Here is a 19,806-nt window from a genome sequence, read left to right as displayed (position 1 = left end):
ACATCACAATATGAAAACAAATAGAAAACAACACTTCATATCCCTTCTCATTTTGCCTTTACTGCTGTCTTGCTCAGGAGAAAAGAAAGAGGCGGCGCAGGCAGAGACAACCAATGACAAGGTTCTCGTAAGAGTGGAAACCGTTTCGGCACAAGACGTGGAGCAGATCAGTGAGTTTACGGCAACTGTCGAAGCCAACATCTCTAACAATATCGCCCCGCAGACACCGGTGCGCATCGCGAAACTGTTTGCCGAAGTGGGCGACCATGTAAAAGCAGGCCAGTTGCTGGTCAAAATGGATGAGACGAACCTCAAACAGACTAAAATACAGTTGGACAACCAGGAGCTGGAATTTAAGCGTATCGACGAACTGTACAAAGTGGGCGGCGCCTCCAAATCGGCCTGGGATGCCCAGAAGACGCAGTTGGATGTTAGCCGTGCAGCCTACAAGAACCTGGAGGAGAACACGCAGTTGCTAAGCCCGGTGACAGGTATCGTGACCGCCCGCAATTATGACAGCGGCGACATGTACAACGGAGGTTCGCCTATTTTCACTGTAGAACAAATCCGTCCGGTCAAACTGATGGTCAACGTATCCGAGAGCCTCTTCACAAAAGTCAAGAAGGGAAAAGAGGTCGATATCCGGCTGGATGTGTACGGCGACGAGGTCTTCAAAGGGAAAGTCAGCCTGGTCTACCCGACTATCGACTCGAACACGCGTACGTTCCCGGTCGAAATCAAGATAGACAACAGCGACGAACGTGTCCGTCCGGGTATGTTCGCCCGTGTCACAATGGGCTTCGGTACACAAAACCATGTAGTCGCTCCGGATTTGTCTATCGTAAAACAGTCAGGTGCAGGCGACCGTTATATATATGTATATAAAGACGGCAAAGTTTCCTATGAAAAGGTACAACTCGGACGTCGTATGGGTAACAAATATGAAGTCATTTCAGGTGTCAACAGCGGCGACCAGGTAGTCGTATCCGGTCAGAGCCGCTTGAACAACGGAATGGAAGTAGAAATCGAAAAGTAAGAGACAAATACTATGAGCTTATATGCAACAGCGGTAAAAAAGCCGGTTACGACCGCCCTTGTCTTTGTGGCAATCGTTATCTTCGGTCTTTTTTCATTAACCCGATTATCTGTGGACTTGCTGCCGGAGATCGAGACAAACACCATCATGGTCATGACCTCATACGCCGGTGCCAGTGCTGCGGATATCGAGATGAACGTCTCCAAACCGTTGGAGAATGTGCTGAACAGTGTCAGCGACCTGAAACACATCACGTCACAGTCACGTGAAAACATATCGATCATCACACTCGAATTCGACTACGGTACGGATATCGACGTGGCGACAAATGATGTGCGCGATAAACTGGACGTGGCCGAACCGATGCTGCCGGATGATGTGGACAATCCCATTATCTTCAAATTCGGTACGAACGACATTCCCATTATTATCCTGTCGGTTACGGCGGAAGAAAGCACGAATGCCCTGTACAAGATACTGGATGATAAGGTTTCAAACCCGTTGGCCCGTATCAGCGGCGTAGGCGCCGTGTCTATTTCCGGTACGCCGACACGCGAGATACAAGTCTATTGCGATCCTTACAAGCTGGAAGCCTACGGCATTTCGATCGAAGGCATCTCCTCCATCATCGCACAGGAAAACCGGAATACGCCGGGCGGAAGCGTGGATATAGGTTCCAATGCTTATGCACTCCGCGTGCAAGGTGAGTTTACGGACGCCCACCAGATGGACAACCTGGTCATCGGGCACAAGGACAATAAAACGATTTACCTCCGCGACGTTGCGCGTATCGAGGACAGCATCGAAGAACGTGCACAGGAAACTTTCAACAACGGAAAGAAGGGCGGTATGATCGTGATCCAGAAGCAATCGGGAGCCAACTCGGTGAACATTGCCAAAAAGGTACACCAGCGGTTACCGGAAATCCAGGAAAGCCTTCCGTCGGATGTTAAGTTAGGAGTTATCATGGATACTTCGACTAACATTCTGAATACAATCGACAGTTTGAAAGAGACGATCTTCATCACCTTCATCATCGTTATGTTAGTGGTATTCATCTTCCTCGGACGTTGGAGGGCGACGTTTATCATCATCCTGACCATTCCGATCTCGTTGATTGCCTCGTTCGCCTATTTGCTGGCATCGGGCAACACACTGAATATTATCTCGCTGAGCTCCCTTTCCATTGCGATCGGTATGGTTGTGGACGATGCGATCGTGGTATTGGAAAACATTACGACCCATATCGAGAGGGGTAGCGCACCGAAACAGGCGGCCGTCCATGCGACCAATGAGGTGGCAATCTCTGTTGTCGCTTCCACCCTGACGATGTTGGCGGTGTTCCTACCGTTGACAATGGTGACGGGTATGGCGGGTATCTTGTTCAAGCAATTGGGTTGGATCGTCAGTATCATCATGATTGTATCTACGGTCGGAGCCTTGACGCTGACACCGATGTTGAGTTCGCAACTGCTCAGGCTGAATCCGAACAAAGGGCGTCTGTATGTCCTGTTCTTCACTCCGATCGAAAAGGCGCTGGATGCACTCGATCATGGTTATTCCCGCTTCCTTTATTGGGCGGTACGTCACAGAAAAACCGTGATAGCAGGGGCAACTTTGATCTTTGCCGGCAGTATGATGTTGGTTCCGACGATTAAGACAGAGTTCTTCCCGACTCAGGATAATGCACAGATCAGCGTCCATATCGAACTGCCTGTCGGCACGCGGCAAGATATCACCCGTAAGTTAGCTTTGGAGATAGACGAACTGTTCCGCCAGAAATATCCGGAAATAAAGACCAGTAACTTCACCGAAGGACAGGCCGATTCCGACAACACCTGGGCGCAGTTAAGCAATAACGGAACACATATCGTCGACTTCTATATCAATATGTTGAGCGTCGGCGATCGTGAACGCGGTATGGTCGAGATATGCGAGGAGATGCGTAAAGATCTGGCCAAATATCCGGAGATCAAGACATTCAAAGTGATCGAAGGCGGACAGGAAGAAGGTATGGGCGGACAGAATGCCGTCAGTATCGAGATCTACGGTTTCGACTTCGGCCGTACCGATGCAGTGGCAGCTGAACTGGCCGAACGGATGCGTAAAGTAAAAGGCTGCTCGCAGGTCAATATCAGCCGTGAGGACTATATTCCCGAATATCAGGTAGACTTCGATCGTGAGAAGTTGGCGATAAACGGCCTGAACATTACGACAGCCGCGCTGGCGCTTCGTAACCGCATCAACGGTTCTACCGCATCTAAATATCGTGAAGACGGCGACGAGTATGACATCAAAGTCCGCTATGCGCCCGAATTCCGCCAGTCGGTCGAAGACATCGAGAACATCATGGTCTACAATGCTTCCGGCCAGGGAATCCGCATCCGCGACTTGGGAAAAGTCGTCGAACGCATGACTCCGCCGACTATCGAACGTAAAGACCGCGAGCGTATCATCACCGTTTCGGCCGTAGTCGGAAAAGGTGCGGCGATGAGTGATATCGTAACTGCCGCCCGCGCCCAGCTGAAGCAAATGGATATTCCTTCGGATGTAAGCTGGCAGTTAGGCGGTACGTATGAAGACCAGATGGATACGTTCTTCGACCTGACCATCCTGATGATTCTGATCATTATCCTGGTATTTATCGTAATGGCCGCCCAGTTCGAATCGTTGACAGACCCGTTTGTGATCATGTTCTCCATACCGTTTGCCTTTACGGGTATCATACTGGGACTGTCAATAACACAGACTCCATTGGGTGTTATGGCACTGATCGGTCTGATTATGTTGATGGGTATCGTAGTAAAGAACGGTATTGTGTTGATCGACTACACTATCCTTTGCCGTGAACGCGGCATGGGAATCCTGACGGCAGTCGTGGCAGCCGGTAAATCCCGTCTCCGCCCGGTATTGATGACAACGCTGACAACCGTATTAGGTATGATTCCGATGGCGATCGGGACAGGCGAAGGTTCGGAAATGTGGCGCTCGATGGGTATGACGGTGGCATGGGGACTTTCGGTATCCACATTGATTACGTTGGTGATCGTACCGGTCGTGTACAGTGTATTTGCCGGAAACGGAGTTCGCCGCAGACGGCGGAAGCTGGCAAAAAGCAGATAAATAAAGCTCTATTCTTTTGGATAAGGTATTATCCTACAACAAAGATAATACCCTATCTAAGAGGATGAATAATATGTCATCTACAGATATAAGCAGTATGCTATCTAAGCATATAGATGAATATACATTTAAAAAAAAGAGTAAATTATAATAGAAATAACATATATGAAAGCTATATTTGTATCATTTAATCAAGCATATTACGAAATGATCCTTAGTGTGATGGACCGAAATAATATCCGGGGCTTCACATACTGGGACGAAGTGCAGGGACGTGGCAGTAAGACAGGTGAACCTCATTACGGAAGCCATGCCTGGCCGACATCAAACTCGGCAATCCTGGCAATGGTGGACGATGAAAAGGTCGACAATTTCCTGGAAATACTTCGCCAGATGGATCAAAAGACAGAAGCCCAAGGGTTACGGGCTTTCGTCTGGAACATCGAAAAAACAATATAAAAGGAGATAATGGACGATCACTCAAACATTCTTATTTTTAGTAAAGACAATGACCAGGGAGCTATTATTCAAGACAATTTGAAAGCCGCCGGATACGACTCACAGGTATTTGACCAGGAAACAACCGCGTACGAGAGTTTCCTCTCCGGTCATTTCAATTTTTGTATTATAGATAATAATCTGGCCGTAAAAGAGACGCGAACATTTGTCGCTATGATGAAGAGTTCGGAGAAAATAATCCCTGTTATTTTCTTATGTGATCACCCAACCAGAGAAGATATCAGTTTATTATTTTCTTTCCATGCCGATGACGTGATACGTAAGCCGCTGGACTTTGAAATCCTGCTGGCACGTATGAAAGCGATACAAAAGCGCTATCATCCGGAAGAGAGGAAAGAGACAAAAATCTACATCTTCGGCAAGTTCAAATTCAACATACAAAAGCAACTCTTGTCTATCGAAGACAAAACGACCAAGCTGACAACCAAAGAAGCGGACTTGCTCACATTTTTGTGCCAGCATGCCAACCAGACGATAGACAGGATGCAGGCCCTACAAGTCATTTGGAAAAGCGACAACTATTTCAATGCCCGCAGTATGGATGTCTATATCACCAAGTTGCGCAAACTGTTACAAGACGATCCGACAATCCGGATCGTGAACATTCACGGGAAAGGATACAAATTATCAACATACGATGATGATGACGACTGAACATTTCACCTTATTTCTAATTGTAATGGCAGCCATTGCCGCCATTGTTTTCATCACGCTTTACTTTGTGGAAGCCGGCTACGGAATGCTGTTCGACAAGAAATGGGGCTTTCCGATACCGAACCGGATTGCCTGGATTTGTATGGAAGCACCTGTTTTCATTGTGATGTTCCTATTATGGAACGGCTCGGAAAGGCAGTTTGAAACGGTGCCGTTGCTGATATTCCTGTTCTTCGAACTGCATTATTTCCAGCGAGCTTTTATCTTCCCTCTGCTGATAAAAGGCAATAGCAAGATGCCGGCGGGAATTATGCTGATGGGGATTACTTTCAACATATTGAACGGATATATGCAAGGAGAATGGATTTTCCACCTGGCCCCGCAAGATATGTACACCGAAAGCTGGCTGTACAGTCCGCAATTCATCATCGGGACAATCCTTTTCTTCACCGGCATGGGGATCAATATTCATTCGGACCATATCGTCCGCCATCTGCGCAAACCGGGCGACACAAAGCATTACCTGCCCAAAGGAGGAATGTTCAACTATGTAACTTCGGCTAATTATTTCGGCGAAATAGTGGAATGGTGCGGTTTTGCCATCCTGACCTGGAGCGCAAGCGGAGCCGTATTCGCCTGGTGGACCTTTGCCAATCTGGTGCCTCGCGCCAACACCATCTATCATAAATATAAAGCTATGTTTGGAAACGAACTGGGAAACCGGAAACAGGTGATCCCTTTTATATATTGAAAGATAAACACATACAGTTATGGAAAAAGAATCTGTTCTATTCACACCTGCGAAGATCGGGCCGTTGACCTTGCGGAACCGGACAATACGGGCGGCAGCATTCGAAAGCATGTGTCCGGGAAACGCGCCTTCCGATATGTTGTACGACTACCACACATCAGTGGCAGCCGGCGGAATCGGGATGACGACATTAGCTTATGCGGCCGTCACCCAGAGCGGACTTTCCTTTGAAAGGCAATTGTGGATGCAGCCGGAGATCATTCCGGGATTAAGACGTATCACCGATGCGATCCATAAAGAAGGTGCAGCCGCTTCCGTACAACTCGGACATTGCGGGAACATGTCTCATAAAAATATCTGCGGATGTACGCCTATATCGGCATCCAGCGGTTTCAATATCTACTCCCCTACGCTTGTCCGGGGCATGAAACCCTCCGAGATCGTAGCAATCTCCAAAGCATTCGGGCAGGCCGTGCATCTGGCACGCGAAGCCGGCATGGATGCAGTCGAGATACATGCCGGACACGGCTACCTGATCAGCCAGTTCCTCTCTCCTTACACCAACCACCGGAAAGACGAATATGGCGGCAGCCTGCAAAACCGGATGCGTTTCATGAAAATGTGCATGGACGAGGTGATGAAAGCAGCCGGTTCGGATATGGCCGTGCTGGTCAAGGTGAATATGCGCGACGGATTCAAAGGCGGAATGGAACTCGACGAAACGATCGAAGTAGCCCGCACCCTGCAGGACGAATGCGGAGCGCAGGCGTTGGTGCTGAGCGGCGGTTTCGTCAGCCGTGCCCCGATGTATGTGATGCGCGGTACGATGCCGATCCATACGATGACGCATTATATGCCTTTCGGTTGGCTGCCGATCGGCGTTAAAATGGCCGGACACCTCATGATCCCGTCCGAGCCGTTCAAAGAGGCTTACTTCCTCGAAGACGCGCTGAAGTTCAGGGCTGCATTGAAAATGCCGCTTGTGTATGTAGGCGGACTGATCTCACGCGAGAAGATAGACGAAGTACTGGGCGACGGTTTCGAGTTTGTCAGCATGGCACGCGCCTTGCTGAACGATCCTTCATTCGTCAATAAGATGAAGGAAGACGAGCATGCCCGTTGCGACTGCGGACACAGCAACTATTGCATCGCCCGCATGTATTCCATCGAAATGGCTTGCCACAAACATATTCAGAACTTACCCAAAAGTATCATCAAAGAAATAGAAAAACTGGAATATAAGTAATGGAAAAAGGATTAGCCATCATAACCGGTGCCGACGGAGGCATGGGACAAGTCATCACGACAGCGCTCGCAAAAGAGGGCTATCCGGTGATCATGGCTTGCCTCAACCCGCAGAAAGCGGCCCTTGTTTGCGAACGGATCAAAAACGAAACCGGAAACACGCAGATAGAAGTACGCCCTGTCAACCTCGCATCCCTGTCGGCCGTTAACACCTTCACCGCCCAATTGTTGAAAGAAGGCCGTCCCGTCAGCCGTTTGATAAACAATGCCGGAATCCTGACCACTCCGGTACGCAGAACCGAGGATGGGCTGGAAACAATCGTAAGCGTCAACTACGTGGCGCCTTACATGCTCACCCGGCAAATATTACCGCTGATACAACCCGGTTGCCGTATCGTGAACACGGTATCTTGCACGTATGCCATCGGCAAGATCGGTCCCGACTTCTTTGAAAAAGGAAAGAGCGGACGTTTCTCCCGCATCCCGGTCTACGGAAATACCAAGTTGGCTTTATTGCTGTTCACACAGGAACTTGCCGGACGTATCCGGGAAAAAGGAATTACGGTAAACGCTTCGGATCCGGGAATTGTCAGCACCAATATGATCACGATGAAAGCCTGGTTCGACCCGCTGACCGACATCTTCTTCCGCCCGTTTATCAAAACGCCGGCACAAGGAGCCGCTACAGCCATCCATCTCGCCCTATCGGATGAACCGAAAGAGAAAAGCGGTTGTTGTTATGCCAATTGCAAAGAGACAAAAGTTCCGGAACGCATCCTGCATCATATTCAGCAAAAACAGCTCTGGGACGACACGGAAATTTTGCTCAGACAAAAGGGATTCCATTTTTGAACCGGCATGCCTTTTTAGTTCCATAGGCATGAACTTCCGTTCCATGCCCATGGAATTTTAGTTTCATGCCTATGGAACTAAAATTTCATGCAGACAAGATTTTGCAGATATAAATATAAATCGTACCTTTGCACCGCTTTTAACCCCCGTACGTGTGATGGGAAATTAGAAAGCATAAACATCTAATTTTGAGTAACACAAAAATTAAAAAAGAATGAAGACATTTCAATTAGAAGGAAAGTCAAGAGAAGTAGCAGCTACTTCTGCAGACCAGAAGAGAGCTTTGAAAGCTATGCGTAAGAACAACGAAATCCCTGCTGTACTGTACGGCGGTGAAAAAGTAACTCACTTCATCATCACAAAAGACAGCGTTCGTAACCTGGTTTACACTCCTGAAATCTTTGTCGTAGAATTGACTATCGACGGCAAAAAGACGATGGCTATCGTAAAAGACATCCAGTTCCAGCCTGTAACAGATGCTATCATGCACATGGACTTCATGGAAGTATCTGATAAGAAACCGGTTGTAATGGAAGTTCCGGTTGTTCTGGAAGGTCACGCTGAAGGTGTTAAAGCCGGTGGTAAGTTGAGCCTGCAGATGAGAAAGCTGAAAGTAAAAGCGATCTACACTGCTATCCCCGAAAAATTATTTATCAATGTTGACCACCTGGGCTTAGGAAAGACTATGCAGGTTGGTTCATTGCACTTCGAAGGTCTTGAACTGATAAACGCTAAGAACGCAGTTGTCTGCGCCGTTCAGTTGACTCGTGCCGCTCGTGGTGCTCAGGCAAAAGCACAATAATCAGTATTGTATCAAATAATCGAAGGGGAGGATATTCTAACGGAGTATTCTTCCCTTTGCTATATATAAGATACCTGATGTACATCCCAAAATAAACAGACAATGAAATATTTGATAACAGGACTTGGTAATATCGGCTCCGAATACTTAGGAACCCGCCACAATGTCGGATTCCGTGTGGTAAACGCACTGGCGGAAGATGCCGGCGTTCCTTTTACAGAAGAACGTTATGGCGCAATTGCCCGGATGCGTGTCAAGAACTGTGAGCTGATTCTACTGAAACCGAACACATTCATGAACCTGAGCGGCAATGCCGTCCGCTACTGGTTGCAGAAAGAAAATATCCCGGTAGAAAACCTGCTGGTTGTAGTAGACGACCTCGCGCTTCCGTTCGGGACGCTCCGCCTCAAACCCAAAGGCAGTGATGCCGGGCATAACGGCTTGAAGAACATCCAGCAATTGTTGGGCACACAAGAATACAGTCGCCTCCGCTTCGGTATCGGCAGCGACTTCCCGCGTGGCGGACAGATCAACTATGTGCTGGGCAAATTTCCGCCGGAAGAACTCCAGCTTATGCCGGAGAAAATGAAACGGGCCGTGGAAATCGTCAAAAGTTTCTGCCTGGCCGGAGTACAGAATACGATGAACCTATACAATAATAAATAAATAAATGGACAATGAACAATGGACAATTGACAATTAAAGAGAGTTGTCAGTTTTCCAATTGTCAATTGTCAATTATCAATTGTCAATTATTATGAACGAGTCCGTATAGATAAATGGATGTGGGCTACCCGCATATTCAAAACACGTACGATAGCCGCCGAGGCCTGCAAGAAAGGCCGGATCATGATAAACGGCGTCACAATAAAACCTTCCCGCATGATCAAAGTCGGCGAAGTGATACAGGTGCGCAAACCGCCTATCACCTACTCATTCAAAGTGCTCGACTTAACGGAGCACCGCATGGGAGCCAAACTGGTGCCGGGCTTTTTGGAAAACGTAACGACACCCGACCAGTATGAAATCCTGGAAATGAACCGCATCTCCGGTTTTGTCGACCGCGCACGCGGCTTAGGCCGTCCGACCAAAAAGGACCGCCGCGAACTGGAACAGTTCACTGATCCGGGAATGGCCGGAGACGGTTTCGACTTCGACTTTGATTTCGGAGATCCGGACGAGGATGAATAAACTACAGCAACGGTTTCAATTCCTTCTCAAATATATCCTTGCTGACAATACGGTAATGAGGCGAGTAGGTTTCTTCAAAGACTTTGCTGTGATGTCCGACATACTCTCCCCTGTCCAACCGTTCTTCAATCTCTTTCCGGTCGGCTTCGTAACCAGGTAAAGCCAGTTCCATGGAACGGATAATCGCCTCGATCTGAAGCCACTCCTTTTTCCATTCGGCAACCGTTACTGGCTGAATCCCGTTTACACTGCGGACAAAGGCATCGAAAAAGGTCGCATAGGGAATCTGTCCGGTTTTGATAACCGAGAGGTTCACCCGAAGAAAATTACCTTCCCAGCCGGTCGGCTCGGCAATATCGCCGGAACATTCCGTGTAGGAAGCAAGTTCGCGGCGCAGATAATTACCGGCCGCCGCCGTATCGCCGATGATATGCCCGGGGCCGAACTTATCCTGAAAGAAATTCTTATACAGGTCTTTCAATGTCGATTTCGGATAAGTCTGCATCTGACGGGATACGGCGGCACGCACTGCCGTATCAAAATCCTGCTTCTCCGCCGCCGAAAGAGAGAGGCAGAGAAGCAGGAATAAAGTCATAACGCTATACGTACGCATCGCTCTACTTGATTACTTCCTTCAGTTTCTGATGCAAATCCTCACCGGTTATATTCTTGGCGACAATCACGCCGTCCGGGTCCAACAAAACATTGGCCGGAATGCCACGCACACCGTAGAGCGCCGGTATTTCGGAATCCCAGTATTTCAGGTCGGAAAGATGTGTCCAGGTCAGGTTATCATCGGCAATCGCTTTCAGCCATTTGCTTTTATCCTTATCTAAGGAAATCCCAATGATGGTGAAGTTCTTATCCTTATATTCGTTGAATGCCTTGACGACATTCGGATTCTCGCGACGGCAGGGCGGACACCAGGATGCCCAGAAATCCAACAAGACATATTTGCCCCGGAAATCGGAAAGCGATACCGAAACGCCTGCCGTATCAGGTAAAGAAAACTCCGGCGCAGTCTTACCAATCTGCACATTTTCAAGCTGCTTGATGATGCCGTCCAAATCTTTCACATACGGGCAATCGGCTAATGCCGGCGAAATCCGGGCGCGGGTCGCCTTCAAGTCGTCCAGCGGCAACTGATAGGTAAAATAGCGATAGAGGTAGAAGGCGGCAGCAGGCGAATCCGGATATTTGGCAATCAGGCTATCAATGTCGTAGCCGTCCTCAAAAACCTTGTCGGCATTCTCCTGAAAGACGGCGTTTACCGGTGAGTTCTGTACCGTAATCGTTTCTCCGTCATCACCGATCTTTACATCCATAGTCGTATTCTCGACAAAGAGCTGAACCGGATAATCCATATTTTCGGTTGCCAGACCAAACAATAACGGCTGGTCTACTTCTCCTTTAAACGTGAACTTCCCGTCTTTCACCTCAGCTGTGTCGACATCAAAAAACATTTTATTCCGGAATGACTTGAGGTAGATTTTACCTTCCGGCATACCGGCTACCTCACCGTTTATCACATAACCTTTCGGCGTTTCCTGGCAACTTGCCAACGTCAGGGCCACCAGGGCTGTTACTGCTAATCGTTTCATTTTATCTGTTTATTTATTATTTAACTTGAGGATGATGATATCTTCCTTTTTTCAGCGTCTCCTTGCCATACTCGATTGCTCGGACGGGACAACGGTGGATGCAGGCGACACACTGCACACAGGTATTCGACCAGACCGGCTTCCCTTCCTGCAAGGTAATCGTTCCGGTAGGACAAATGCGTTCGCACAATCCGCAGGAAATACAGGCATCTGTCGCCCGGAATGAGTTTCTCCCGATTGCCAAATGGGCAAAAAGAGGATAGACAAGCCGGCTTTTCAGGAAAGGCATGCTTCCTTGCGTATATAAACTGGAATCTTGCCCACTACAGATCGCTTCAATGATTTCCCCGACCCGTGCAGGCGCTTCCTGCAACTTCTGTTCTTCCACCTCTTTACTGTCCACGTCGAAACCGGGCAGCAGGATATAGTTGTTCGGCATAATCACGGAATAGGCGGCAGTAAGCGGTAAACGTCGTTTGCGCAAGGCTTTTTCCAAAAGCTGATCTGCATATCCGCATTCATCTCCACAAGTAGAAACGGAATATACGGACTGTCCGGCATATCCATCCAACACCAACCGGGAGATAAAACGGGCCACCGGCACCGCCGGACCCCAGGAATGTACTGGATAGACAAACAGTATCTTTTCATCCTGGCGGAGCGGATAAACCAAGTCTTTGTCCTCCTTACGCAATTCATCTGCAATCGGAACCAACGGTTCTCCTAATGCCTCTCCCAAGGCTTTTGCCACCCAAAGCGAATTACCTGTTCCTGTAAAGTAAAATATCATATTCCTATTTTGTTTCAAATGCAAAAGTAGGTATAATTGAAGAATATATCTTACCCTTTCCTTATTAAGAAACCTAAATAACAGTGTTATGACTACAATGGAATTAAATTTAGGCTCACCCGCTAATCATTGGGGATAAATAAATTCATTATTTGACAAAAGAGAGCCTGCCGCAGGGGGGACTTATTGTATAAAACGCATTTTTCAAGTCTAAAAGACATCCAAAACAAAACAAATGTTAATCCACTTTTTTAACCTCAAAAAGGGACTTTTTCCTCTTTTTTGAGCGTTTTCCGCCATTACGACCGTCCTCTTTGCCATTACGACCGTGCTAATGTGTAGTGCACTCGGCACCTCGCGAAGATTAGAACGGTCGTAATGGCGATTAGGACGGTCGTAATTGAAAAAAGGACCGTCTTCAGGGCAAAAAGCCCCCTGAATTTCCTTTGTATATTTGGAACGCCGTCCGTTTTATTTTCAAATATTCGATTCTCCGGGAGTTAAACTTTATCACTTTGCTGCCGTATCCAGTTCTCGGCTATCAAATTGCACATTTTTTGGAATGGGCTCGGCACCTCATTTTATCTATTGTCATCCGATCAGGTTAAAACCATGAAAAAAGTCAATCCAAAATCGATCAGAATTTCGGATGAAATAGAAAAACGGCTAAAAAGGGGGTTATTGTAATCTTCAGGTTTGCGGAAGATTCGAAACTTGCCAGGTTTAAACTGATCTGTATCACCTACCTCATCCTTGTGTTTATCTCCAATGATTATCGGGTGAGAGGATAATATCGGGTGAACCTCCATTTCCCCATAAAACAAAGAGGGCGAGTTGCCCCGCCCTAAATGTTTTCACAACGGAATAATCCTTATTGTGATTTGCTTCAATTTATCTTTGTAGAGGCAAAGATATTCATATTTTCGTCAAAAACAAGTGCTTATTTGTTTTTATTGTTTATTTTTGAAAAAACATACAAATAAAGCCATGGAAAAGATCATATTAGGACTGGATTTAGGAACAAATAGTGTCGGCTGGTCATTGATAGAACAAGATTTCAACAGTAAACAAGGAAAGATATTGGGAATTGGGAGTCGAATTATCCCTATGAGCCAAGATATATTAGGGAATTTTGATGCTGGAAATTCCATTTCTCAAACAGCAGAACGTACTAGTTTCAGAGGAACGAGAAGATTATATGAACGTTGTAATTTAAGGCGCGAGCGTCTACATAGAGTACTTAATATTTTAGGCTTTCTACCTAAGCATTACGCAGAAAGCATTGACTTTGTCAACAATCTTGGTAAATTCATTCCTGAAACAGAAACAAAACTACCTTGGGTTAGAAACAAAGATGGAAAATTCAAATTTTTATTCCAAAGTTCTTTCGATGAAATGCTTAATGATTTCAAAGCAAACGGACAAGAAATAAAAATTCCCTATGATTGGACAATCTACTATCTCCGCAAAAAAGCTTTAACTCATAAAATTCTAAAAGAAGAACTTGCATGGATCATTCTAAATTTCAATACAAAACGAGGCTATTACCAGTTGCGTGGAGAAGAGGAAGAAGAAATGCCGAACAAATCTGTAGAATTTCACTCTTTAAAAATTATTGATGTTGTTGCAGATGAAAAACCAAACAGCAAAGGCGAAACTTGGTATTCACTACATTTAGAAAACGGTTGGATTTATCGTCGTTCAAGCAAAAACCCTTTATACGATTGGAAAGACAAAGTACGAGATTTTATTGTTACAACCGATTTAAATGATGACGGTACGACAAAAACCGATAAAGACGGTAATGAAAAACGCTCATTTAGAGCACCAAATGAGAATGATTGGACATTGCTCAAAAAGAAAACCGAAGCAGATATTGAGCATTCACAAAAAACAGTCGGAGCATTCATTTACGAGGCTCTTTTACAAAATCCAACACAAAAAATTCGTGGTAAATTAGTACGTACTATCGAACGTAAGTTTTATAAAGAGGAGCTTCTGGCTATTCTTAAAAAGCAAATTGAATTACAGCCAGAACTGTTTACCGAAGAAAAATATTACGATTGTGTGAGGGAATTGTACCGAAACAACACCGAACAGCAGTCCTTTTTAAGCAATCTGGATTTCATACATCTGTTTGTGAATGACATCATTTTCTATCAACGTCCGCTACGAAGTCAAAAGTCGTCAATAGGAAACTGCTCACTGGAATTCAGAATATATAAGGACAAAAATAACAATACTATTAAGGAATATCTAAAAGGCATTCCCAAATCAAATCCTTATTATCAGGAATTTCGATTATGGCAATGGTTGTATAATTTGAAAATTTATAATAAAGATAACGAAACAGAGGTTACAACAACGTTTATAACCAACATCGAAGATTTGGAAAATTTATTTGACTTCTTGAACAATCGTAAAGACATCGAACAAAATATACTTATTAAATATTTATTGAAACAAAAAGATATAAAGGGGAAAAACGAAACAGATAAATACCGTTGGAACTATGTAGAAGACAAGAAATATCCGTGCAACGAAACCCATACCATGTTATCAACACGCTTGGCAAAAGTAGAAAATGTGCCTGATAATTTTTTGGAAATAATTGACACAAAAGAATTTATTGACAGAAAGACAGAAGAACATGGAAGCGCAAATTTAGGAACGCGCGAATATCAACTTTGGCATATAATCTATTCTGTCACTGATAAAAAAGAATATGAACAAGCTTTGAGAAATTTTGCGATAAAGTACAATTTAGAAACTGAATCCTTCGTAGAAAATTTTAAAAAGTTTCCACCATTCAAAAGCGAATACGGTTCATACTCAGAAAAAGCAATCAAAAAACTATTGCCATTGATGCGGATTGGAAAATACTGGAAATATGCAGCCATAGATGAAAACACAAAAGTTCGGATTTCCAAAATCATAACAGGTGAATATGATGAGAAAATAAAAGAAAGAGTCCGAGAAAAAACAATAAAACTAACAGAAGAGTATCATTTTCAAGGCCTACATCTTTGGCTCGCCCAATACATTGTTTATGACAGACATTCTGAAGCTGAAATTGCAGGAAAATGGAAAAATGTTACCGATTTGGAAGAATATCTGAATGAATTTAAGCAACATTCATTACGTAACCCTATTGTGGAACAGGTTATTACTGAGACTTTGCGAGTAGTACGTGATATATGGAAACAGTATGGCCACAGTCACGAAAATTTCTTCGACGAAATTCATATTGAGCTTGGACGTGAAATGAAAAACACATCCGAAGAACGTAAGAAAATAGCTAATACGGTAATAGAAAACGAAAACACCAATCTCCGTATTAAGGCATTGCTCGCAGAATTACAAAATGACAGCAATGTTGAGAATGTTCGCCCATATTCACCAATACAACAGGAAATCTTAAAAATTTACGAAGAATATGCCATTTCAAATATTACAGACAGCGATAGCGATAAAGATTTTATTATCAAAATCAGCAAAACTGCACAACCGTCCAGTGCAGATTTACAACGTTATAAATTATGGCTCGAACAGCGTTATCGCTCGCCTTACACAGGACAAATAATTCCGCTTGGAAAACTATTTACATCTGCCTACGAGATTGAACATATAATTCCACAAAGTCGTTATTTTGATAACAGTCTTAGTAATAAAGTGATTTGCGAAGCAGCTGTTAATAAAAAGAAAGACAGAGAACTTGGCTTAGAATTTATCAAAAATCACCACGGAGAAATTATTGAAACAGGGCTTGGACAATCTGTGAAAATATTAGAAGAGGCAGAATATATGGAATTTGTAAACCGGCATTATTCTAAAAACCGTTCCAAAAAGACGAAACTACTATTGGAAGAAATCCCAGATAAAATGATTGAACGGCAAATGAATGACACCCGTTACATCAGCAAGTTTATTTCAGCTCTTCTATCCAACATCGTTCGTGCAGACAGCAATGATGACGGCATTAATTCCAAAAATGTACTGCCTGTAAATGGGAAAATAACAACGATCTTAAAGCAGGATTGGGGATTGAACGATATTTGGAACGACTTAATTTTACCACGCTTCGAGAGAATGAATCAACTGACTGAAACAAGTAAGTTCACCGCTTGGAATGAGCAATACCAAAAATTTCTGCCAACTGTGCCATTAGAATTATCAAAAGGATTTCAAAAAAAGCGAATTGACCATCGTCATCACGCAATGGATGCCTTAGTAATTGCCTGTGTCACACGCGACCATATAAATCTGCTGAATAATCAATCTGCAAAATCCGAGAATTCGCGTCATGATTTACAGCGCAAATTGCGTTACACAGAAAAATGGATTGACAAGGATGGCAAAGAAAGATACAAATTCTCAGAATTCAAGAAGCCTTGGGATAAATTCACTGTTGAGGCCAAAAATGAATTGTCTAAAATTATCGTTAGTTTCAAGCAGAACTTAAGGATAATCAATAAAGCCACAAATAAATACAGTAAATACAAAGACGGAAAAAAAATAAAGGTCAAACAAGAAGGTTTTAATTGGGCCATTCGCAAACCGCTGCACAAAGAAACAGTTTATGCACAAGTTTCTTTACGGAAAATCAAAACAGTACGATTTAGCGAAGCAATTAAGAATTGGAAAAGTATTGTAGATAAAAGATTAAAAGAAGAGATAAAGCATCTAATCAGTTTATATGAAGACAATTATAATACTGATATAATTAATAAATACTTCAAAGACAGAAAATATAAATTTCAAGATGTTGATGTCTCAAAAGTTGAAGTTTATTACTTCGATAATGGCTACTCCGCTGTAAGGGAATCACTTAACACTTCTTTCAATGAAAAGAAAATCAAAGAATCAGTTACAGACACAGCCATACAGAAAATTTTACTCAATTACTTATCGACAAAAGGAAATAATCCCGATTTAGCCTTTTCGCCTGAAGGAATTGAAGAAATGAATAAAAATATTATACAATTCAATAATGGCAAGTTTCACCAACCAATTATAAAAGTACGAGTTTATGAAACTATTGGCAAGAAATTTGCAGTTGGCACAAAAGGTAATAAAAAAGATAAATATGTTGAAGCAGCCAAAGGAACAAACTTGTTTTTTGCAATTTATCAAACAGATGAAAGAAAACGAACCTACGAAACTATTCCTTTAAATATTGTCATAGAGAATCTAAAACAAGGATGCCCACCTGTTCCTGATAAAGACAAAAATGGGAATAAATTATTATTCTGGCTTTCTCCTAATGATTTAGTGTATATTCCAACAGAAGACGAAATTAACAGTGGACATATTAATGAAGAATTGGATAATAGCAGAATATATAAAATGGTAAGTTGTACCGGAAATGAGGACACTTTATACCTTCTCATATTGCCAATCCAATTATGCAAACAATAGAACTTGGAAGTAACAACAAAGCACAAAGAGCTTGGAGTGATGAAATGATTAAAGAAATTTGCATACTCATTAATGTAAATAGATTAGGTCATATTACTCATCCTAATAAGATATAATAATTTGTTTCAACAACTTTATAAAGATACTATAAATAAAATTCATACAACCTAAATTACCATGATAAAAAGCACATTATACTTCGGGAATCCAGCATATCTATCATTGAAAAACAATCAATTGATAATCAAGCTTCCTGAAGTAGAGAAAAATGATACTTTACCGGATAGTTTCAAAAGAGACACGGTTAGAAGTAAACCTATAGAAGATATTGGAATTGTTGTTTTAGACCATAAGCAGATTACAATAACTTCCGGGGTATTGGAGGCTCTTCTTGAAAACAACTGTGCCGTTATTACATGCGACTGTAAAAGCATGCCTGTTGGACTTATGCTGCCTTTATGTGGAAATACGACCCAAAATGAACGTTTCCGGGATCAATTGGATGCATCTTTACCGTTAAAAAAACAACTTTGGCAACAAACGATTAAGATGAAAATTGAGAATCAAGCAACAGTCTTATCTAAATGTCGAAATTGTGGAATTAAGAACATGCGTGTATGGGCTAATGATGTCCGAAGTGGCGACCCGGATAATTTAGAAGCACGTGCCGCAGCCTATTACTGGAAAAATCTTTTTCCTGAGATTGAGGGTTTTACCAGAGATAGAGAAGGTATTCCTCCCAATAATTTATTAAATTATGGATATGCCATTTTGCGTGCAGTGGTTGCCAGAGGACTTGTATCAAGCGGTTTACTTCCAACATTAGGCATCCATCATCATAATCGCTACAATGCCTATTGTCTGGCAGATGATATAATGGAGCCTTATCGTCCGTATGTTGATGAATTAATAGTCAGCATTATAAACAGTAATTGTGACATTGCAGATCTATCAAAAGAAATAAAAGCAAAGTTATTAACGATCCCGACTTTGGAAGTTTCTGTGAACGGGAAACGTAGTCCTCTCATGGTTGCTGTAAGTCAAACGACAGCTTCATTATACAAATGTTTTAGTGGTGAACTTCGCCACATAGCATATCCGGAAATGTAATATGAATAGATTTAGTGAATATCGTATTATGTGGGTTCTTGTATTTTTTGATCTTCCGACAGACACAAAAAAAGAAAAGAAAGCCTATGCTGATTTCCGAAAGAATTTGCAGAAGGACGGTTTTACTATGTTCCAATTCTCCATCTACGTTCGTCATTGTGCAAGCGCAGAAAATGCAGATGTACACATAAAAAGAGTTAAATCCTTTCTTCCCCCCAATGGTCAAGTCGGTATTCTATGCATAACAGATAAGCAATTTGGCAACATAGAACTATTCTTCGGTAAAAAAGAGCAACCAATAAACACTCCAGGCCAGCAACTTGAACTTTTTTAAAATAAGAAATCCTGCCTTGCAAGCAGGATTTCTTACTGAACAACAACTACTTTTTTATTTTCTAATTGCAAACATTAAGTACTGAGCCACAATTAATTGCACACAATCAGTTGTTTTCAGTATGTCAAAGATAATAGATTGAAAGCAAATCACAACTATAATATTGAATAGCTTCATCAGAAAATGGTTGTTTTCAGTATGTCAAAGATAATAGATTGAAAGCAAATCACAACGCCAATAAAGAAAGTTAATCTCATGAAAATGTTGTTTTCAGTATGTCAAAGATAATAGATTGAAAGCAAATCACAACGGAAGAAACTCGAATTCCCATTCGATTGAATAGTTGTTTTCAGTATGTTCAAAGATAATAGATTGAAAGC

16 protein-coding genes are annotated in these 19,806 nt (G+C 43.3%); 13 read left to right on the top strand and 3 right to left on the bottom strand.

Annotated features, from left to right (window positions below; translation table 11 throughout):
• Positions 1–10 precede the first annotated feature (10 nt).
• From DW083_RS10015 to DW083_RS09970, 10 genes are all read left to right on the top strand, one after another.
• Positions 11–1,036, top strand: coding sequence for an efflux RND transporter periplasmic adaptor subunit (locus DW083_RS10015; protein ID WP_122332286.1), 1,026 nt, complete (start codon positions 11–13; stop codon positions 1,034–1,036).
• A gap of 12 nt (positions 1,037–1,048) precedes the next feature.
• Positions 1,049–4,159 carry an efflux RND transporter permease subunit gene (locus tag DW083_RS10010; protein WP_122332285.1) on the top strand — a complete coding sequence of 1,037 codons (3,111 nt, stop codon included), beginning with the start codon at positions 1,049–1,051 and terminating at the stop codon, positions 4,157–4,159.
• A 165-nt stretch (positions 4,160–4,324) separates the two neighbouring features.
• Complete coding sequence (locus tag DW083_RS10005; RefSeq protein WP_122332284.1) at positions 4,325–4,618, top strand: PG0541 family transporter-associated protein; 294 nt, start codon at positions 4,325–4,327, stop codon at positions 4,616–4,618.
• A 9-nt stretch (positions 4,619–4,627) separates the two neighbouring features.
• Positions 4,628–5,332 carry a response regulator transcription factor gene (locus DW083_RS10000; protein WP_122332283.1) on the top strand — a complete coding sequence of 235 codons (705 nt, stop codon included), beginning with the start codon at positions 4,628–4,630 and terminating at the stop codon, positions 5,330–5,332.
• On the top strand, positions 5,322–6,083 hold the full coding sequence (locus DW083_RS09995) for a DUF1295 domain-containing protein (protein WP_199659166.1): 762 nt from the start codon (positions 5,322–5,324) through the stop codon (positions 6,081–6,083). Before DW083_RS10000 ends, DW083_RS09995 begins: the two co-directional genes overlap by 11 nt.
• Positions 6,084–6,102: 19 nt before the next feature.
• Positions 6,103–7,329, top strand: a complete 1,227-nt coding sequence (locus tag DW083_RS09990) for an NADH:flavin oxidoreductase (protein WP_122332281.1) — start codon at positions 6,103–6,105, stop codon at positions 7,327–7,329.
• A complete protein-coding gene (locus DW083_RS09985) occupies positions 7,329–8,180 on the top strand; it encodes an SDR family oxidoreductase (RefSeq protein WP_122332280.1) in 852 nt (283 codons plus the stop codon). Before DW083_RS09990 ends, DW083_RS09985 begins: the two co-directional genes overlap by 1 nt.
• A 214-nt stretch (positions 8,181–8,394) precedes the next feature.
• Entirely contained in the window at positions 8,395–8,982 is a 588-nt protein-coding gene (locus DW083_RS09980; protein WP_115498173.1) for a 50S ribosomal protein L25/general stress protein Ctc, read from the top strand.
• A 102-nt stretch (positions 8,983–9,084) separates the two neighbouring features.
• Positions 9,085–9,648, top strand: a complete 564-nt coding sequence (gene pth / locus DW083_RS09975; protein ID WP_122332279.1) for an aminoacyl-tRNA hydrolase — start codon at positions 9,085–9,087, stop codon at positions 9,646–9,648.
• Positions 9,649–9,726: 78 nt separating this feature from the next.
• The gene (locus DW083_RS09970; RefSeq protein ID WP_255419808.1) at positions 9,727–10,173 is read left to right on the top strand and encodes an RNA-binding S4 domain-containing protein; all 447 of its coding nucleotides are present in this window, start codon (positions 9,727–9,729) and stop codon (positions 10,171–10,173) included.
• Position 10,174: 1 nt separating this feature from the next.
• Here the strand turns inward: DW083_RS09970 and DW083_RS09965 are convergent, their stop codons facing one another.
• Genes DW083_RS09965 through DW083_RS09955 form a run of 3 tightly spaced genes read right to left on the bottom strand, consistent with a single transcriptional unit; the run spans position 10,175 to position 12,564 of the window.
• On the bottom strand, positions 10,175–10,786 hold the full coding sequence (locus tag DW083_RS09965; protein WP_122332277.1) for a hypothetical protein: 612 nt from the start codon (positions 10,784–10,786) through the stop codon (positions 10,175–10,177).
• Between the two features lie 4 nt (positions 10,787–10,790).
• Positions 10,791–11,774, bottom strand: coding sequence for a TlpA disulfide reductase family protein (locus DW083_RS09960; RefSeq protein ID WP_122332276.1), 984 nt, complete (start codon positions 11,772–11,774; stop codon positions 10,791–10,793).
• Positions 11,775–11,790: 16 nt separating this feature from the next.
• Positions 11,791–12,564, bottom strand: a complete 774-nt coding sequence (locus tag DW083_RS09955; protein WP_122332275.1) for an EFR1 family ferrodoxin — start codon at positions 12,562–12,564, stop codon at positions 11,791–11,793.
• 987 nt (positions 12,565–13,551) lie between these two features.
• On the opposite strand from DW083_RS09955, the gene cas9 reads away from it, so the two are divergent.
• From cas9 to cas2, 3 genes are all read left to right on the top strand, one after another.
• Positions 13,552–17,982 carry a type II CRISPR RNA-guided endonuclease Cas9 gene (gene cas9 / locus DW083_RS09945; RefSeq protein WP_122332273.1) on the top strand — a complete coding sequence of 1,477 codons (4,431 nt, stop codon included), beginning with the start codon at positions 13,552–13,554 and terminating at the stop codon, positions 17,980–17,982.
• Positions 17,983–18,159: 177 nt separating this feature from the next.
• Positions 18,160–19,092 (top strand): type II CRISPR-associated endonuclease Cas1, encoded by a 933-nt coding sequence (gene cas1, locus DW083_RS09940; protein WP_122332272.1) that lies wholly within the window; start codon positions 18,160–18,162, stop codon positions 19,090–19,092.
• Position 19,093: 1 nt separating this feature from the next.
• Positions 19,094–19,426, top strand: coding sequence for a CRISPR-associated endonuclease Cas2 (gene cas2, locus DW083_RS09935; protein ID WP_122276196.1), 333 nt, complete (start codon positions 19,094–19,096; stop codon positions 19,424–19,426).
• Positions 19,427–19,806: the final 380 nt, after the last annotated feature.

This window comes from Parabacteroides sp. AF48-14 (genome assembly GCF_003477465.1).
GTDB lineage: Bacteria > Bacteroidota > Bacteroidia > Bacteroidales > Tannerellaceae > Parabacteroides > Parabacteroides acidifaciens.
The sequence above is the reverse complement of the archived record's forward strand: the minus strand, read 5'-3'. Positions and strand labels throughout refer to the sequence as shown.

Bases quoted from the DNA above. Each gene is read 5' to 3' on its own strand.
- DW083_RS10015 (WP_122332286.1), top strand. From the start codon at position 11: ATGAAAACAAATAGAAAACAACACTTCATATCCCTTCTCATTTTGCCT.
- DW083_RS10010 (WP_122332285.1), top strand. From the start codon at position 1,049: ATGAGCTTATATGCAACAGCGGTAAAAAAGCCGGTTACGACCGCCCTT.
- DW083_RS10005 (WP_122332284.1), top strand. From the start codon at position 4,325: ATGAAAGCTATATTTGTATCATTTAATCAAGCATATTACGAAATGATC.
- DW083_RS10000 (WP_122332283.1), top strand. From the start codon at position 4,628: ATGGACGATCACTCAAACATTCTTATTTTTAGTAAAGACAATGACCAG.
- DW083_RS09995 (WP_199659166.1), top strand. From the start codon at position 5,322: ATGACGACTGAACATTTCACCTTATTTCTAATTGTAATGGCAGCCATT.
- DW083_RS09990 (WP_122332281.1), top strand. From the start codon at position 6,103: ATGGAAAAAGAATCTGTTCTATTCACACCTGCGAAGATCGGGCCGTTG.
- DW083_RS09985 (WP_122332280.1), top strand. From the start codon at position 7,329: ATGGAAAAAGGATTAGCCATCATAACCGGTGCCGACGGAGGCATGGGA.
- DW083_RS09980 (WP_115498173.1), top strand. From the start codon at position 8,395: ATGAAGACATTTCAATTAGAAGGAAAGTCAAGAGAAGTAGCAGCTACT.
- pth (WP_122332279.1), top strand. From the start codon at position 9,085: ATGAAATATTTGATAACAGGACTTGGTAATATCGGCTCCGAATACTTA.
- DW083_RS09965 (WP_122332277.1), bottom strand. From the start codon at position 10,786: ATGCGTACGTATAGCGTTATGACTTTATTCCTGCTTCTCTGCCTCTCT.
- DW083_RS09960 (WP_122332276.1), bottom strand. From the start codon at position 11,774: ATGAAACGATTAGCAGTAACAGCCCTGGTGGCCCTGACGTTGGCAAGT.
- DW083_RS09955 (WP_122332275.1), bottom strand. From the start codon at position 12,564: ATGATATTTTACTTTACAGGAACAGGTAATTCGCTTTGGGTGGCAAAA.
- cas9 (WP_122332273.1), top strand. From the start codon at position 13,552: ATGGAAAAGATCATATTAGGACTGGATTTAGGAACAAATAGTGTCGGC.
- cas1 (WP_122332272.1), top strand. From the start codon at position 18,160: ATGATAAAAAGCACATTATACTTCGGGAATCCAGCATATCTATCATTG.
- cas2 (WP_122276196.1), top strand. From the start codon at position 19,094: ATGAATAGATTTAGTGAATATCGTATTATGTGGGTTCTTGTATTTTTT.